The organism is Goekera deserti (assembly GCF_010685995.1).
In the GTDB taxonomy this organism is placed as follows: domain Bacteria; phylum Actinomycetota; class Actinomycetes; order Mycobacteriales; family Geodermatophilaceae; genus Goekera; species Goekera deserti.
The window spans coordinates 1-15295 of sequence record NZ_JAAGWK010000010.1; the positions used below are offsets into that span (position 1 = coordinate 1).

The 15295-nt window shown below is 74.6% G+C and carries 12 protein-coding genes; 3 read left to right on the forward strand and 9 right to left on the reverse strand.

The window, feature by feature from the left end; genetic code table 11:
• The 5 genes from G1H19_RS07285 to G1H19_RS07305 all read right to left on the reverse strand — a co-directional run.
• Window positions 1-803 (reverse strand): RNA polymerase sigma factor (locus tag G1H19_RS07285; RefSeq protein WP_204282657.1); only part of this gene is annotated, 803 nt, incomplete at its 3' end.
• 253 nt (window positions 804-1056) lie between these two features.
• Window positions 1057-2850, reverse strand: a complete 1794-nt coding sequence (locus G1H19_RS07290; protein WP_162392677.1) for an IucA/IucC family protein — start codon at window positions 2848-2850, stop codon at window positions 1057-1059.
• Complete coding sequence (locus G1H19_RS07295; protein WP_162392678.1) at window positions 2847-3425, reverse strand: GNAT family N-acetyltransferase; 579 nt, start codon at window positions 3423-3425, stop codon at window positions 2847-2849. The genes G1H19_RS07290 and G1H19_RS07295 overlap by 4 nt, the downstream gene beginning before the upstream one ends.
• On the reverse strand, window positions 3422-4735 hold the full coding sequence (locus G1H19_RS07300) for a lysine N(6)-hydroxylase/L-ornithine N(5)-oxygenase family protein (protein WP_152729764.1): 1314 nt from the start codon (window positions 4733-4735) through the stop codon (window positions 3422-3424). Before G1H19_RS07300 ends, G1H19_RS07295 begins: the two co-directional genes overlap by 4 nt.
• Window positions 4732-6276, reverse strand: coding sequence for a pyridoxal phosphate-dependent decarboxylase family protein (locus tag G1H19_RS07305; RefSeq protein ID WP_322099356.1), 1545 nt, complete (start codon window positions 6274-6276; stop codon window positions 4732-4734). The genes G1H19_RS07300 and G1H19_RS07305 overlap by 4 nt, the downstream gene beginning before the upstream one ends.
• A 179-nt stretch (window positions 6277-6455) precedes the next feature.
• Between G1H19_RS07305 and G1H19_RS24440 the strand changes: the two genes are divergently transcribed.
• Both G1H19_RS24440 and G1H19_RS07315 read left to right on the forward strand, forming a co-directional pair.
• A complete protein-coding gene (locus G1H19_RS24440; RefSeq protein WP_162392679.1) occupies window positions 6456-7382 on the forward strand; it encodes an epimerase in 927 nt (308 codons plus the stop codon).
• 10 nt (window positions 7383-7392) lie between these two features.
• Complete coding sequence (locus G1H19_RS07315; protein WP_162392680.1) at window positions 7393-9063, forward strand: DUF885 domain-containing protein; 1671 nt, start codon at window positions 7393-7395, stop codon at window positions 9061-9063.
• 44 nt (window positions 9064-9107) lie between these two features.
• On the opposite strand, the gene G1H19_RS07320 is transcribed toward G1H19_RS07315, so the two are convergent.
• Window positions 9108-10190 carry an LLM class flavin-dependent oxidoreductase gene (locus tag G1H19_RS07320; protein WP_204282658.1) on the reverse strand — a complete coding sequence of 361 codons (1083 nt, stop codon included), beginning with the start codon at window positions 10188-10190 and terminating at the stop codon, window positions 9108-9110.
• Window positions 10191-10308: 118 nt separating this feature from the next.
• Between G1H19_RS07320 and G1H19_RS07325 the strand changes: the two genes are divergently transcribed.
• On the forward strand, window positions 10309-11322 hold the full coding sequence (locus tag G1H19_RS07325; RefSeq protein ID WP_152729766.1) for an NADPH:quinone reductase: 1014 nt from the start codon (window positions 10309-10311) through the stop codon (window positions 11320-11322).
• A gap of 13 nt (window positions 11323-11335) precedes the next feature.
• Here the strand turns inward: G1H19_RS07325 and G1H19_RS07330 are convergent, their stop codons facing one another.
• From G1H19_RS07330 to G1H19_RS07340, 3 genes are all read right to left on the reverse strand, one after another.
• Entirely contained in the window at window positions 11336-11971 is a 636-nt protein-coding gene (locus G1H19_RS07330; RefSeq protein WP_152729767.1) for an N-acetyltransferase, read from the reverse strand.
• A complete protein-coding gene (locus tag G1H19_RS07335; protein WP_152729768.1) occupies window positions 11952-13889 on the reverse strand; it encodes a collagen binding domain-containing protein in 1938 nt (645 codons plus the stop codon). The genes G1H19_RS07330 and G1H19_RS07335 overlap by 20 nt, the downstream gene beginning before the upstream one ends.
• Before the next feature lie 250 nt (window positions 13890-14139).
• Entirely contained in the window at window positions 14140-15294 is a 1155-nt protein-coding gene (locus tag G1H19_RS07340) for an acyl-CoA dehydrogenase family protein (protein ID WP_152730015.1), read from the reverse strand.
• Between the last annotated feature and the right edge of the window lies 1 nt (window position 15295).

Consider the following 15295-nt stretch of genomic DNA (forward strand, 5'->3'; position numbering starts at 1 on the left):
CGGGCGTACTGCTGGATCTCCAGCACCTTCTCCGGGGTGATGTCCATCTCCTTGGCCAGCTCCTCCGGGGTGGGCTCACGACCCAGGTCCTGGAGCATCTCCCGCTGGATGCGGCCGAGCTTGTTGATCACCTCGACCATGTGCACCGGGATGCGGATGGTGCGGGCCTGGTCGGCCATCGCGCGGGTGATCGCCTGCCGGATCCACCAGGTGGCGTAGGTGGAGAACTTGAAGCCCTTGGTGTAGTCGAACTTCTCCACCGCGCGGATCAGCCCGACGTTGCCCTCCTGGATCAGGTCCAGGAACGCCATGCCCCGGCCGGTGTACCGCTTGGCCAGCGACACCACCAGCCGCAGGTTCGCCTCCAGCAGGTGGTTCTTGGCCGCGACACCGTCCCGTGCGACCCAGGCGAGCTCGCGCCTCCGGGTCGGGGACAGCGGTTTGCCGCTCCCGGCGGCGGTCTCCATCAGGTGGGTGGCGTACAGCCCGGCCTCGATCCGGGTGGCCAGCTCGACCTCCTGCACGGCGTCCAGCAGCGGGACCCGGCCGATCAGCTTCAGGTAGGCGCGCACCGAGTCGGTGGAGGCGGTCAGCTCGGCGTCGTGCCGGGCCTTGCGCAGTGCCGCGGACTCGTCGTCGTCCCACTCGTCCTCGACGGCGGCCGTCGGCGGTGCGTCCTCGACGTCGGTGTCGGCCGGGCCGTCGTCGTCGACGAGCACCGACTCGTCGAGCGTGAGCCCCACCGGGACCGGCGGGGTCGGAGCGGGCGGGGCCTGCGTCGGGACCTGGACGTCGCTGGTCATGTGTGCCTCTCGGACGGTGGCTGCAGCGTCGGCGGGTCCCGGCGGAGTGGCCAGCGGTCGGCCCGGGGCTGGCCGGGACGGGATCGAGTGGTCGGGACGACGATCCCTCGTGGGCGCCGGACCTGCGAGGTTAGTCCGATCCGACGGCTGCGCAACGTGCCCGCCCCGGCCGCCACGCCTGTCCCGGCAGTCCCCCGCGACCTGCTGCTGCGGCGTGCCCGGGAGCCGGCCGCGACGGCCCCCGGGCGGTGCGTCAGCGGTGCGCCGCCAGCGGGTTGACCAGCTCACCGGCGAACTGCAGTCCACCGGCCGGGTCGGCCAGGTCGACCATCTGCCGGTTGTCCCGCAGCTGGAGCCGGTTCAGGCAGGACAGCGCGAACGTGGGGGCGAACAGGTCGCCGCGGGCGAACGCCCCGGCCAGCTCGGGCACCTCGGCCTGGTGGTCGCGCACGCAGGCAGCGACGGTGGCCCAGAACTCGTGCTCGCCGAGCACGCCGTCCTCGTCGAGCAGCGCGGACAGGAACCGCAGGAAGCAGTCGAACACGTCGGTCTGCACCGACAGCAGCCGCAGCTCCTCCGGCACGTCGGCGCGGATCCGCTCGACCTCGGCCGGCAGCGGGGTGTCCGGGTGCATCAGCACGACCTCCTCGCCGATGTCCTTCATGACCACCCGCACCGGGACGCCGTCCTCCAGCACGAGGACCAGGTTCTCCCCGTGCGGCATGAACACCAGGTCGTGGGCGTAGTAGCAGTGCAGCACCGGCACCAGGTAGGCCTCCAGGTAGCGCCGCAGCCACTGCGCCGGGGCCAGCCCGGAGCGGGCGACCAGGGCCGAGACGAACGGCCGGCCCGCCGCGTCGACGTGCAGCAGGGAGGCCATCGTGGCCAGCCGCTGCCCGGGCCGCAGCGTGGGCACCGGGCTCTCCCGCCAGAGCGCGGCCAGCATCTTCCGGTACGGCGAGCCGGGCACCGTGGCGTCGGTGTACCAGCGGTCGGTGTAGCCGACGGCGGCCCGCTCGCGCAGCACGCTGAACCCGCGGGCGGCCAGCACCTCGTCGCCGCTGACCAGCTCGTGCACCCAGTCGTTGATCGCCGGGGTCACGGCCATGTACTCCGCCGACAGCCCGCGCACGAAGCCCATGTTGAGCACCGACAGCGCCGTCTTCACGTAGTCCCGGTGCGGGTCGCTGACGTTGAACAGGGTGCGGATCGACTGCTGCGCGCGGTGCTCGTCGTCGCCCTCACCGAGCTCGACGAGGTCCCGGTGCGCCAGCGCGGCGGCGAAGGTGACCGCGACCCGGTTGGTCCACTGCCAGGGGTGCACGGGCAGCAGCCGGTAGTCCGCCGGGTCCAGCTCCAGGGCGCGCAGCCGCTGGTCGAACCGGGCGAGGGTACCGGCGTCGAGCTGCGCGGCGTGGAACTCCTGCTCGGCCAGGCCCGCGCTGGACGACCAGCGGGAGCGGTCCCGGCGCACCGCCAGCCAGGTCAGCCGGACGGGCTCGGCGGCCTCCGGGGCGTAGGCGCGGTACTCCGCGGCGTCGAAGCCGAGCCGGCCGTTGTTGGCCACGAAGCACGGGTGGCCCTCGGTCATCGCCGCCTCGACGGCCTGGAAGTCGGCGTCCACCAGCTCCTCGGCGGTGGGCTGCGGCCGGGATGCCTGGAACGCGCGGCGGGCCAGGGTGCTGCTGAGCTCCTCCAGGTACACCGGCAGCACCGCGTCGGACAGGCCGAGGGTGCTGCGCAGGTCCAGCACGAAGCGCAGCGCGTCCGGGGCGTCGATGTCGGCGCCGCGCAGCGCGACGATGCTGGCCGGGTCGACCGACCAGTGGTCCAGCGCCCGCCGTCGGGCGGCGAAGTGGTACTCGGTGCGGCCGTCGTCGCTGCGCACGACGTACCGGTCCCCGCCCAGCGGGCGCGGCGCCAGCAGCCGCTCGTGCGCGAACTCGGCGAGCGCCTTGGCCACCAGGTGGCGGTCGGCGGCGGCCCACGCCTGCGGGGTGAGGTGGGCGGTGCTGTGGTCGGTGGCGTGCTCGGCGAGCGAGGTCACGAGGGGCTCCCGTCGGGGACGATCGTGGCGGTGAACTGGTCGCGGGTGCAGCTGGACAGCAGCGCCTGCTTGGTGCCGAGGTCGACGACGTCGTGCACGACGAAGCCGACCCGGGCGTTGAGGGCGTGCACGGCGGTGTTGCCGACGTCGGGCTCCACCACCACGCGCGTGGTGGACGGGTCGTCGAACAGGAACGCCATCACCGTGCGCATCACCTCGGTGGTGAACCCCGGGCGCGGCACGTCGGCCGGGCCGACCAGCACGTGCATGCCGACGTCGCCGGGACGCACGGGGTACACGGCGCCGACCGGGTCGTGCGCCGGGTCGTAGCGCTCCACCAGGAACTGCGGGCTGCCGTCCACCAGGCCGAGCAGCGCGTCGTGGGTGGGGTCGGCGTCGATCTCGGCGTAGGCCGCGGCGACCTGGGCCGGCGAGCAGTCCTGCATCTGCCAGAACCGGGCCCGCGGGGCGGTGACCCAGCGGTGCAGCAGGGCGGCGTCGGCACCGACCTGGACCGGCCGCAGGGCGAACTCGCCCAGCCCCGGCACGTCCCGGGTGAACACGACCGGGCTCACCGGAGTGCCTCGGCCGGCTCCCGCGCCGGCGACCCGAATGTCTGGAAGGCGATCGACCGCTCCACCGGGTAGACCTCGCGGCCCAGCAGCGAGCGCAGGATGCACGAGTTGCGGTAGGCGGCCATGCCCAGGTCGGGGGCCACGAAGCCGTGGGTGTGCAGCTCGGCGTTCTGCACGAACACCTCTCCCCCGCCCACGTCGACGCTGTAGTCGCGGCGCACGTCGAAGCGGCCGGCGTCGTCCAGCCGCAGCCGGCCGCGCACCGGGGCCAGGAAGTCCGGCACGGTGTGCCGGTAGCCGGTGGCGAGCACGAGCGAGGCGGTGCGGTGCTCGAACACCCGGTCCTGGTCGGTGTTGCGCAGGCCGAGCACGTACCCGCCGGCGTCGTCCCGGGTGGCGGTCTGCAGCTCGCTGGAGGTGATCAGCCGGGTGGGCGGCGGTCCGTCCAGGTCGAGCTCGTACAGCAGGTCGTACAGCTCGTCGACCAGCGCGGCGTCGATGCCCTTGTACAGCCCGTGCTGGCTCGCCAGCAGCGCCTCCCGGCGACCGGCCGGCAGGGCGTGGAAGTGGTCGACGTAGTCCGGCGACGTCATCTCCAGGGTCAGCTTGGTGTACTCCAGCGGGAAGAACCGCGGCGAGCGGGTGACCCAGTCCAGCTGGTAGCCCAGCCGCCGGGCGTCGGGCAGCAGGTCGCGGTAGACCTCCGCGGCGCTCTGCCCGCTGCCGAGCACGGTGATCGAGCCCGAGTGCTGCAGCTGCTCGCGCGCCGGCAGGTAGCCCCCGGTGTGCACCACCGAGACGCCGTCCAGCAGCTCGCGGCAGGGGTCCGGCACCCACGGCGGGGTGCCGGTGCCCAGCACCAGCCGGTGCGCCCGGTCGGTCAGCCGGTCACCGGTGCGGGTGTCGATGCTGTGCACCAGGTAGTGGTCGCCGTCGTGCTCGACCGAGTGCACGTGCCGGGAGAACCGGACCGTGGGCAGCCGGCCGGCGGCCCAGCGGCAGTACCGGTCGAACTCCGCGCGCAGCGGGGCGAACTGCTCGCGGATGTAGAACCGGTAGAGCCGGCCCTCCTCCTTGAGGTGGGCGAGGAAGGAGAACGGCGACGTGGGGTCGGCCAGCGAGACCAGGTCGGCGAGGAAGGGCACCTGCAGGGTCGCGCCGGGCAGCAGCATGCCGGGGTGCCAGGAGAAGTCGTCCCGCTGCTCCAGGAACAGGGCGTCGAGCTCGGTGGGCTCGGCGAGGCAGGCCAGGCCCAGGTTGAACGGCCCGAGCCCGATGCCGATGACGTCGTGCACGTGGGGGCCGCTCATGCCGGCACCCCGCCCGGGGTGCCGGCCAGGAACACCTCGGCGTGCGTGCGCACCAGGGCGAACACGTCGGCCAGGTGGTCGATCGTCGTCTCCGGGTTGAGCAGGGTGACCTTGAGGTGGGCGCGGCCGTCGACGGTGGTGCCGCCGAGGACCGCCTGCCCGGAGGCGGCCACCGCGGCCCGCACGTGCCGGTTGAGCTGGTCCACCAGCTCCGGCGGGCAGGGCCGGGCGGGCACGTACCGGAACACCAGCGTGGACAGCTGCGGGCGCACCACCACCTCCAGCCGCGGGTCCTCCGCCAGCAGCACCCAGCCCTGCGCGGCCAGGTCGACGACCTGCTCGAACAGCTCGCCGACCGCGTCGGCGCCCATCACCCGCAGCGTCGTCCAGAGCTTGAGGGCGTCGAAACGCCGCGTGGTCTGCAGGCTCTTGTCCACCTGGTTGGGCACCGGCAGCCCGACCGGCTCGGCCGGGTTGAGGTAGTCGGCGTGGAAGGTCACGTGCCGCAGCGACGCCGGGTCGCGGACCAGCAGTGCGCTGGAGCTGACCGGCTGGAAGAAGGTCTTGTGGAAGTCGACGGTCACCGAGTCGGCGAGCTCGATGCCGGCCAGCAGCGGGCGGCGCCGCGGGGCGACCAGCAGCCCGCCGCCGTAGGCGGCGTCCACGTGCAGCCAGGTGCCGGTGGCCGCGCAGAGGGCGGCGACCTCGGTCAGCGGGTCGATGCTGCCGAAGTCGGTGGTGCCCGCGGTGGCCACCACGGCCATCGGGGTCAGGCCCTCGGCGGCGCACCGTGCGAGGGCGTCGGCCAGGGCATCGGGCCGCATCCGGCGGTGCTCGTCGGTGGGCACCTCGACGACGGCGTCCTCACCGAGGCCGAGCAGTGCGGCAGAGGTGCACACGCTGAAGTGGCTGACGTCGGAGGCGAACACGCGCAGGCCGCCGAGCAGCTCGGGCAGCCGGGGCCGGTCCGGTCGGGCGCCGCGCAGCCGGGCGCACGCCTCCTCGCGGGCGAGCAGCAGGCCCTGCAGGTTGGACTGGGTGCCACCGCTGGTGAAGACGCCGTCGCCGGCCGGGAAGCCGATCCGGGCCGCCGTCCAGTCGATCAGCCGCTGCTCGATCAGGGTGCCGCCGGCGCTCTGGTCCCAGGTGTCCAGCGAGGAGTTGACCGCGGCGATCACGGCCTCGGCCTGCACGGCGGGGATGACCACCGGGCAGTTCAGGTGCGCCAGGTAGGTCGGCTCGTGGAACCAGACGGCGTCGCGCAGGTACAGCCGGCCGATCTCGGCCAGTGCGGCCCCGGCGTCGTGCAGCGGCCGGTCCAGGTCGACGGCGTCGACCTCGCGGGCCAGTTCCGCCGGGGTGATCCCGGTGGCCGGGCGGGTGGTGGCGGCCATGGCGCCGGCCACCAGCTCCACGGCGTCGGTCACCGCCCGGCGGTAGGCGCGCACGGTGGCGTCGTTGAGCAGGTGCCCGCCGGCGGCGGGGACGGGTGCGGTCGCGTGCTGTACCGGCGCGGAGCCGGGGTCGGTCAGGGTGGTCACGCGGGTCCTCCGGAGGCTCTGTCACGGATGGGCGTCGGCGCTCAGCCGACCCGGGACATGTTAGGGCAGGCTAACCTGACCAGCAGTGCGGGCAGGGTCCGGGGTGGGGTGCGCGCACCGGCTCCGCTGCTACGGTCCGGCCGCATGGACGCCATCCCGCCGACCGGTCCTGGCCGCCGGTGAGGGTCGTGCTCGCCGGCGGGTCCGGCGCGCTGGGCCGGCGGCTGGCCGACGACCTCGCCGCCCGCGGCCACGAGGTGGTGGTGCTCACCCGCAGCCCGCGCCCCGGCCCGCACCGCCAGGTCGCCTGGGACGGCGTCACCGTGGGGCCCTGGGCGGCCGAGCTCGCCGGTGCCGCGCTGGTGAACCTGGCGGGCGAGCTGGTCGACCGCCGGCCCACCCCGGCTGCGGTGGAGCTGCTCACGCGCTCGCGGGTGCAGCCGACGGCCGCACTGAGGGCGGCGGCCGCGCAGCTGGCCGAGCCGCTGCCGGTGTGGGTGCAGGTCACCACCGTGGCAGTGCACGGCGACGCCGGCGAGCAGCTCTGCACCGAGGACACGCCACCGGCCGACGGCCCGCCCCAGATGGCCGGCGTCGCCCGCGCCTGGGAGGACGCCGCACGGGGCGTGCACGCCGAGCGGCAGGTGGTCCTGCGCACCGCCGTGGTGCTCGACCGGGACACCCCGGCCCTGGACCGGCTGGCCGGCCTGGTGCGCTGGGGGCTCGGTGGGCGGATCGCCTCGGGCGACCAGTGGACCAGCTGGGTACACGTCACCGACTGGCTGCGGATCGTCGCCGCGGTCCTGGAGCCCGAGGGCCCGCCGCTGTCCGGGGTGGTGGTGGCCAGCGCACCGAACCCGGTGCGCAACCGCGAGCTGATGGCCACCCTGCGACGGGTGCTGCACCGGCCCCCCGCGCCGCCCACACCAGCGCTGCTGGTGCGGCTGGGCGCCGTCCTGCTGCGCACCGACCCGGCGCTGGCGCTCACCGGACGCCGGGTGGTGTCGGCCCGGCTGGCCGAGGCGGGCTTCGCGTTCACCTTCCCGCACCTGGAGCCGGCCCTGCGCGACCTGCTCGGCCGGGACGGCGGCCCGCGGGCGCACTAGCGTGACCGGGGTGACCGAACCCACCCGCCCGGCGTCCCCCCTCGACCGGCTCGCCGACGCCTACGTCGACGAGTACGCCGCCTCCCAGCCGGTGATCGCCACCTACATCGGCGTGCCCGGCCACGACGACCGCTGGCCGGACCTGACGACGGCGGGTCACGAGGCGCACGCCGGGCTGCTGCGCCGCACGATCGCCGCGGTGCAGCGCACCGAGCCGGTGGACCGGCGCGACGAGGTGGCCCGCGGCGCGATGCTGGAGCGGCTGGGCGCGGAGCTCGCCCGGTACGACGCGGGCCTGGCCCAGTCACAGCTCAACAGCACGCAGAGCCCGCTGCAGGAGTTCCGGGTGGTCTTCGACCTCATGCCGGTGGACACCGAGGACGACTGGGCGGTGGTCGCCCGCCGGCTCACCGCGCTCCCCGACGCGCTGCAGGGCTACCTCGCCGGGCTCACCGACGCCGGCCGCGTCCCGGCGGCGCGCCAGCTGCGGCTGGCCGCGGCCAGCGCCCGGAAGTGGGCCGGCGACCCCGCGCGCCCCGGCTTCTACGCCGGCCTGGTGGCCGGCGCTGCGGTCTCCGGGCCGCTGGCCGCCGACCTCGCCCGCGCTGCCGAGGGCGTCGGTGCCGCGATGCACGCCTTCGCCGACGCCGTCGAGCGCGACCTGCTGCCGCGGGCGCCCGAGGCCGACGGCGTGGGCCGGGAGGTGTACGCGGTCGAGTCCCGCTGGTTCACCGGCGCCGACCTCGACCTGGACGAGACGTACGCCTGGGGCTGGGAGGAGCTGGCCCGGGTGCGCGCGGAGAAGGAGGCCGTGGCCGAGTCGATCGCCCCGGGGCAGGGCATCGCGGGTGCGATGGCGGCCCTGGACGCCGACCCGGCGCGGATGGTCCGTGGCCGCGAGGCCCTGCAGGAGTGGCTGCAGCGCACCGCCGACCAGGCGATCGCCGCCCTGGACGGGACGCACTTCGACCTGGACCCGCGGGTGCGCCGCATCGAGGGCCTGCTCACCCCGACCAGCGGCGAGGGCGTCTACTACAGCGGGCCGACCGAGGACTTCAGCCGGCCGGGGCGGATGTGGTGGTCGCTGCCGGACGGCGTCACCGACATGACCACGTGGCGCGAGACGACCACGGTCTTCCACGAGGGGGCCCCCGGCCACCACCTGCAGATCGGCCAGCAGGTGGCCAACGCCGCGCTGCTCAACCGCTGGCAGCGACTGCTCGCGCTGTGCAGTGCGCACGCCGAGGGCTGGGCGCTGTACGCCGAGCGGCTGATGGGCGAGCTCGGCTTCCTCGACGACCCGGGCGACCGGCTGGGCATGCTGGACGCCCAGGAGCTGCGCGCGGCCCGGGTGGTGCTGGACATTGGCGTGCACCTGGACCTGCCGATCCCGCCCGGCGCCGCCGAGGGCCCGCGCTGGACCTACGACGTGGCCCTGGCCTTCCTGCGCCACCACGTGTCCATGGAGGACGCGATGCTGGTCGACGAGCTGCACCGCTACCTCGGCTGGCCCGGCCAGGCACCGGTCTACAAGGTCGGCGAGCGGGTGTTCCTGACCTGCCGGGAGCAGGCCCGGCTGCGGGCCGGCGACGACTTCGACCTCGCCGCCTGGCACCGCGCGGTGCTCGACCTCGGCTCGCTGGGGCTCGCGCCCCTGACGGCCGAGCTCGCCCGCATGTGAGGGGCGGGGCGGGCCCGGGCGGTGCGCCCGGGCCCGCCCCTCGCTCAGGCCTGCGACGCCAGCCGGGTCTGCGACGCCGCGGTGGTGAGCAGCGGCATCACCCGCTCGCCGAACTTGGTCACGCCGTCGACGAAGTCCGGCCAGGTCAGCAGGATCCCGTCGATGCCGGTGCGCTCGACCAGCTCGTCGAGCTGGCGGGCGACCGACTCGTAGGAGCCCTTGATCACCGGGAAGGACAGGAACGTCATGTTCCCCTCCACCGCGGGGCGCTCCAGGCTCTTCAGCAGCTGCGTGCTGGTGCCGCCGGTGTTGGTGTCGATCGCGGCGGCACCGGTCAGGTGCGCGATCGCGTCCAGGTCGGCCGTGTCGATGATCGACTGGCAGAGCCGGTCGGCCTCGGCGTCGGTCTCCTCGGCGATCATGCAGTACAGGGCGTAGGTGCCGACGCCGGACCGGCCGTGCCCGGTGGCGTAGGTCTGCAGGCCGTCGACGATGCCGCGCAGGTCGTCCGGGGCGGCCATCACGAAGTTGTAGTCGCCCACCGCCGCGGTGAAGTCCTGGCCCTTGGGCGACTGCCCGGCACACACCAGCGGGACGGCGCGCCGCGGCTTGGGCTTGATCGTCGCGCCCGCCAGCTGGAAGAACTCACCGGCGTGGTGCACGTCGTCCTCGGTCCAGAGCCGGCGCAGCACCTGCACGTACTCGGCAGCCAGCTCGTAGCGGCGGTCGAAGTACTCGTCGCCCGGCCACAGGCCCAGCGACTCGTACTCCGGCTTGTTCCAGCCGGTCACCAGGTTGAGCGCGGCCCGCCCACCGCTGATGTCGTCCAGCGTGGCGATCATGCGCGCGGCGACGGCCGGGTGCGTGGCGAGCAGCGTGACGCTGGGGATCAGCTCGATCCGCTCGGTGACCGCTGCCAGCCCGGACATCAGCGAGAAGGACTCCAGGCAGGACCCCCAGAAGTCGCTGGTCCCGCCCGGGCCCTTGTGCTTCATCATCGACAGCGCGAAGTCCAGGCCCTGCGCCTCGGCCGCCTGCACGATCGCCTTGTTGTGCTCGAAGCTCGGCAGGTACTGCGGACTGCCGTTGCTGAGGATGAAGCCGTTGGTCGCATTGGGAAGGAACACGCCGTACTTCACTGAGGACCTCCAGGTCAGCGGCTCGCGGGTTGGGCCGCTGGCGGTGATCGTGCACCACGGACGGCGCCGCTGGGCGCCCCGGGGGCCGCGCGGGTAGGAACGGGGCATGCGCGCGATCACCCACACCCGTCCCGGTGGCCCCGACGTCCTGCAGCTGGTCGAGCGGCCCGTGCCCGAGCCGGGCCCGGGCGAGGTGCGCGTCCGGCTCGCCGTGGCCGGGGTCAACCCGACCGACTGGAAGTCCCGGAGCACCGCGCAGCCGGGTCCGGACGGCCAGACCCCCGGCCAGGACGGCGCGGGCAGGGTGGAAGCCGTCGGTGCGGGCGTCGACCCGGCCGTGCTCGGTCAGCGGGTGTGGGTCTGGGAGGCCGCGTGGCAGCGCCGGTACGGCACCGCCGCCGAGCACACCGTCGTCCCGGCAGGCCAGGCGGTGCTGCTCGGGCCTGACGCGTCGTTCGAGCTCGGCGCCGCCCTCGGCATCCCGTTCCTCACCGCGCACCGCTGCCTGACCGTGGCCGAGTCGCTGCCCGACCGGCTGGGCCCCGGCTCGCTGGCCGGCCGTACGGTGCTGGTGCAGGGCGGTGCGGGTGCGGTCGGCAACGCCGCCGTGCAGCTGGCCCGCTGGGCGGACGCCACCGTGATCGCCACGGTCAGCGGGCCGCGCAAGGCCCAGCTCGCCGCGGCCGCCGGCGCCTCGCACGTGATCACCTACACCGAGCAGGACGTCGTCGCCGAGGTGCGGCGGATCGCACCGGACGGCGTGGACACCGTCGTGGAGGTGTCGGCCGCGGCGAACGCCGCCGTGGACGCGCAGGTGGTCGCCCAGGGCGGGGCGGTGGCGATGTACGCCGACGACGGCGGCGCGGAGGTGACCGTGCCGGTGCGCGCGTCGATGATCACCAACGCCCGGTGGCAGTTCGTGCTGGTCTACACCGAGCCGCGCCGGGCCAAGGCGCTGGCGGTCGAGGACGTCACCGCCGCGGTGCTCGACGGCGCCGTACGGGTCGGCCCCGATGCCGGCCTGCCGCTGCACGTGTTCCCGCTGGCCGAGACCGCGGCCGCGCACCAGGCGGTGCAGGACGGTGTCGTGGGCAAGGTGCTGGTCGACGTCACCGCGTGAGCGCCGGGCGCCCTCAGCCGACCGGCGTCATCGGCGCGGCGACCTCGGTGAGGTCGGCGAAGCGCAGGGCCACGTGGGCCGGCAGCGCCAGGCGCCACTGCTCACCCAGCTCGGTGCGCCGGCCGTCGGCGTGCAGCTCGGGCAGCCCGCGGGCCGCCTGCACGCCGTACGCCGCCTGCACCAGCTTGCCGGCGATCCCCCGCCGGCGGGCGGGCTCGGCGACGTAGAGCTGGTGCACCAGCCCGTCGCCGGGCCACCAGCGCACGGCGGCGACCTGCTCGGTGCCGGTCACGCCCTCCGCCCGCGCCTCGGCCAGCGTGCGCACGGTGCCGTCGGGGTGCCGCTCGTCGGAGAACGCCAGCAGCGTCGTCGCCGCCGGCCCCGCGTCCGGCTCGGGCACCTCGACGTACCAGAGCAGTGGCGCCGCGGGTGCGGCGACCTCGACCTCGTGCACCCGGTCCCCGTCGCCGTCAGCGACCACGCGGACCTGCCAGGCCGGGGGGCGCGGCCCGTGCGGCAGGTCCACCACCGAGCCGGGCGGGAAGTCGGTGGAGAGCACACCGACCCACTGCAGGCGGGTTGCGGGTCCCGGCAGCGAGGAGCGGACCCACCAGCCCCGCGCGGCCAGGTCAGCCGGCGTGCTGGCCACGTCGCCGCACCAGGAAGAAGATTATCGGCACCAGCAGGAACACGAACGCCAGGCCGAAGGCGACGACGCCGGTCATCGTGACCGCGCTGGCCACGGTCCGCAGCTGGGGCTCGGTGGCCAGCTGCTCCTGGGCCGCGCCGGACGGCGCGCCGCCGGCCGCCGGGGCACCGGCGGTGGCCGGGCCGGTGGACGGCGCGGTGACAGCCGTCGACTGGCCCGGGGTGATCAGGACCAGCCCACCGTCGTCGGTGAGGGACGGGGCCCGGCCGGCGGCGCGAGCTGCCGGCACCCGGCCGGCCGGGTCCGACGCGACGGACCCACCGCCGGCCACCACGGGCGGCGCACCCACGGCGGCCGGCGCCCCGACCGACGGCACAGCGGCCGTCTCGGCCGGGCTCGGCGCACTGCCGCTGGGCACGGAGGCGGTGCGCGGCGCCGGGGCGGTCGCCGTGGTCACGGCCGTCGGCAGGGGAGCGCCGGTCGGCACCGCCTGGGTGGTCGCGGTGTCGGCGGGGCGGGCGGCCGTGGTCGGCGCCGGGCTCTGTGACGCGCTGGCCGACGACGAGCTCGACGACGAGGCGCTGGACGACAGAGAAGCCGACGACGAGCCGGCCGGCGAGGAGCTGGCAGACGTCGCCGCGCTGACGGCGAGGAACAGCTCGCCTGTGAGTTCGACCGGCGTGATGGCGGGTGCCTCGGTCTCCTCGATCGTGATCGACCGGGGCTCGCCGAGCTGGTACCCGTCGGCCGCCGTGCTCGGGGTGACCTCGTACGCGCCGGGGAGGAAGAACCCGGTGAAGCGCACGGTGCCGTCCTCGTCGCTGATGGCGGACAGCTCGGTCGTGGGGACCGTCGCCGTCCGGCTGGCGGAGGCCGCGATCACCGCTTCGTCCCGGAGCACCTCGACGTCATCGTCCTGCTCGACGTGCTGCCGGTACCCGGGCCCGGTGAGCGCGTACGCCGCGCCGACCACCGGAGCGCCGGTGAGGGCGTCGGTGAGCTCCAGCGACACCTCGGTGCGGAAGCGTGCCGCGTTGAGGACCTCGAGGGACTCCTGTCGGCCGAAGAGCGCGCACATGATGTCGTCCCGTTCGCACTGCTCGCGGACCGTCATCGGCTGCGGGGCGGTCATGGCGACCAGGCCGGGAGCCGCCGAGGTCTGCACCACGGAGTAGGCGCCCGCCGGCAGGTCGGCCTGCTCCCCCGGCTCGTCGTCGGCACGGTGGACGGTGCACCCACCGCTCGGGTCGGTCACGCAGACACCGGCCGGACGCCCGGCAGGAGCTCCGACCGGGAGGACGTCGAACGTCGCGCCGGACCGGTCGAGGTCGCCCGGCACCGTGCCCGTGGGCGAGTCGACCTGCACCATGGCCCGCTTGCCGGTGCCGAAGAAGCCGCTGAGGTCGACGACCGGTGTCGTGGGCGTCGCGCTCGGGCTGGTGGCCGGGGCCTCGGTCGACGAGGGGGTGGTCGTGGCGGCGGTCTCGGTCGTCGTCGGCGCAGCCGTGGTCGTCGGCGCCGTCGTGGTCGTCGGCGCCGTCGTGGTCGTCGGCGTGCTGGCGTTGCCGTTACCGTTGGTCGCGCCAGCGCCGTTGCCGGTGCCGTCGCCGACCCCGTTGCCGTTCGCCGCACCCTGCCCGTTGCCGCCGGCACCCCCGGTGCCACCGCCGTTGCCGTTGCCGTTGCCGTTGCCGTTGCCGTTGGCCTTCTCGACCGTCGGCGCGGTGGTCAGCGGCGCCGAGCTGGAGGTCGTCTTCTTGGCCTCGGTCGTCCTCGTGCTGTCAGCGGCCTTCTCCGCGAGCGCCGCGGGAGCCGACAGGCCGGTGACGACGAGCAGACCGGCACCGACGGCGACACCCCGGACCACCCGCCGGCGGGCGGGACGGGCTGCGGGCGTGGGGGCTCGGTGCGGCGCCATCGGAGGTCTCCTGTCGGCTCCCGACGACCATCGCCGCGAGTCGTCCCGGAGCGTGGCCCACAGGTGACCTCCAGCCACGTTCCTGAGAGCGTGACGCGCAGGCCCCTCACCAGCCACCCGCCCCACCGGACCCTCCGGCCCCAGGAGCCCCCTGCGCCACCCGCCGGACCCATCCGTCTGGTAGCAGCTCCGCGCGCGCCGGGACGGGCCCCCACCCACTCGCGAGGGCCGGAGGCGAGGGCGGGGTGGGTCAGCCGACGCCGAGGTCGCGGGCGATCAGCATCCGCTGCACCTCGCTGGTGCCCTCGCCGATCTCCAGGATCTTCGCGTCGCGGTAGAACCGGCCGACCGGGAACTCGTTCATGAAGCCGTAGCCGCCGTGCACCTGGGTGGCGTAGCGGGCGTTCTCCATCGCCATCTCCGAGCTGTAGAGCTTGGCGATGGAGGCCTCGCGCTTGAACGGCTCACCGCGCAGCATCTTCTCCGCGGCCCGGTAGTAGGCCAGCCGGGCGGTCGAGGCCCGCACCTCCATGTCGGCGATCATGAACTGGACGGCCTGGTTCTTGCCGATGGCCCGGCCGAACGCCTCGCGCTGGGCGGCGTACTTGACCGACTCGTCCACGCACCCCTGCGCCAGGCCGACGGCGAGGGCCGAGATGGCGATCCGGCCCTCGTCCAGGATCTGCAGGAACTGCGCGTACCCGCGGCCGCGCCCGCCGACCAGGTTCTCCTCCGGCACCCGCACGTCGGTGAAGCTCAGCTCGCGGGTGTCCGAGGCGTTCCAGCCCACCTTGGAGTACCGCTTGCCGACCGCGAGGCCCGGCGTGCCGCTGGGCACCAGGATCGCGGAGATCTCCTTGCCGCCGTCGGGCCGGGTGCCGGTGACGGCGGTGGCGATGACCAACTCGGTCAGGTCGGTGCCGGAGTTGGTGATGAACGCCTTCGAGCCGTTGAGCACCCAGTGCCCGTCCTCGAGCTTCGCGGTGGTCTTCGTGGCGCCGGCGTCCGAGCCGCCACCGGGTTCGGTCAGGCCGAAGGCACCCAGCGCCTCACCGGCGCACAGCCGCGGCAGCCACTGCTGCTTCTGCTCCTCGGTGCCGAACCGGTAGATCGGCATGGCGCCGAGGGAGACACCGGCCTCCAGCGTGATCGCCACCGAGGAGTCGACCCGGGCCAGCTCCTCCAGCGCGACGCAGAGGGTGAAGTAGTCGCCACCCGAGCCGCCGTACTCCTCCGGGAAAGGCAGGCCGAACAGCCCGAGCTCGCCCATCTGCCGCACGATGTCGGTCGGGAACTCGTCGCGCTCGTAGAAGTCCCCGATCTGCGGGGCCACCACCTCCAGCGCGAACTCGCGGACGACCTTGCGCAGCGTCTCGGTCTCGTCGTCGAGCCGGTAGTCCAGCATC